The organism is Prauserella aidingensis, from assembly GCF_024171865.1.
In the GTDB taxonomy this organism is placed as follows: domain Bacteria; phylum Actinomycetota; class Actinomycetes; order Mycobacteriales; family Pseudonocardiaceae; genus Prauserella; species Prauserella aidingensis.
The window spans coordinates 1-1,098 of sequence record NZ_JAMTCN010000077.1 but is presented as its reverse complement, the minus strand read 5'-3'; the positions used below and the strand labels follow the sequence as shown (position 1 = coordinate 1,098).

The 1,098-nt window shown below is 54.8% G+C and carries 1 protein-coding gene; it reads left to right on the top strand.

From position 1 onward, the window contains the following. The first annotated feature begins 157 nt into the window (after nucleotides 1-157). Nucleotides 158-646 carry a hypothetical protein gene (locus LY13_RS25495; RefSeq protein ID WP_253831108.1) on the top strand — a complete coding sequence of 163 codons (489 nt, stop codon included), beginning with the start codon at nucleotides 158-160 and terminating at the stop codon, nucleotides 644-646. The last annotated feature ends 452 nt before the right edge of the window (nucleotides 647-1,098 follow it).

The window sequence follows — 1,098 nt, the reverse complement described above, 5'->3', positions numbered from 1 at the left end:
TCCTACCAGGGGCTCTACGCCTATCCACAGCCAGGCTTGACCCCAGCCGGTCGACGACAGCCAGCAAAGATCAACTTACCGAGAAAACCTCAATGCAGAGAAGGTCCTGTGGGTTATGCGTTCTCCCAAGTATACTGATACCAATCTTCTCCGGCAGATGGCCGACTACTACGATATTCCTGTCCCACAAGATGCGCAGGTAACTCGCAGAGTTCAAGACACCACCGGTCGTGGGCTCGGATTCGACAAGGTTGTCAGGGGTCATAGCGACAGTTCGGCGACTGAAGAGATCACAGAGACATACGAGTCGAAACTGCGGCCAGTTAAGCTTCTAAACGATATTATCGACCAGCTATCTGAATCTCAGCATATTTGCGACCTAGTGGATGACAGGGGTCCCGCTCTCATGATCCGCCAACCCATAATTGCTGAGGGTGAGATAACGTTGGCACCGGCCAGTGAGGTTGGGGAAGTCATGGCCAAGCTGCTGCCCTTGTTTTACGAGAGGGCAGCAGAAGGCCAATTTGAGGGCGATCCTTCACGGGCAGAACTTGCTTCACAGTTCTTCGCTCAGGAATCGCAGCCCACCCCGTATGTCATGTGTATGGACGTTGAGGATGCGGAGCAGAGATTCTTTTTGTCCTAGGCTCTGAAAATTTTGAGACCGGAAACACGATTGACGATATACTCACGGAGGTGACTGTATTTGGCCTTGTCGATCGACTGATACCGGAAGGTAAGACTCACTCTTTAAGTAGGTACGTCTTGCCGGGTCTGAATCGGACGATGCGCCGCGCGTTTGATGCGAATGGGATGCGTGACCTTGCAGACAACATGAGTAAGCTTCCTGGGGGCAGGGAGGTCGATCCTAATGATCTCAATATAGAAGGACCGGCGGTCCTGATCAAAGTTGCGGCACTCTTCAGCTAATCCCCAGTTCTGCACGAGCCGCGTCCACATCTCCCTCGTCCCCTTCGTCCGTGCCGATGCTGTGCTCCGTGGCGGCCGGGTCAAGGGTGAGCGGTAGCTCATCGCGTAGCGACGCCGTAGGCGCCCTTGAGGCGGTCGGCGCGGTGTCAGACGATCTGACGGGCGTGA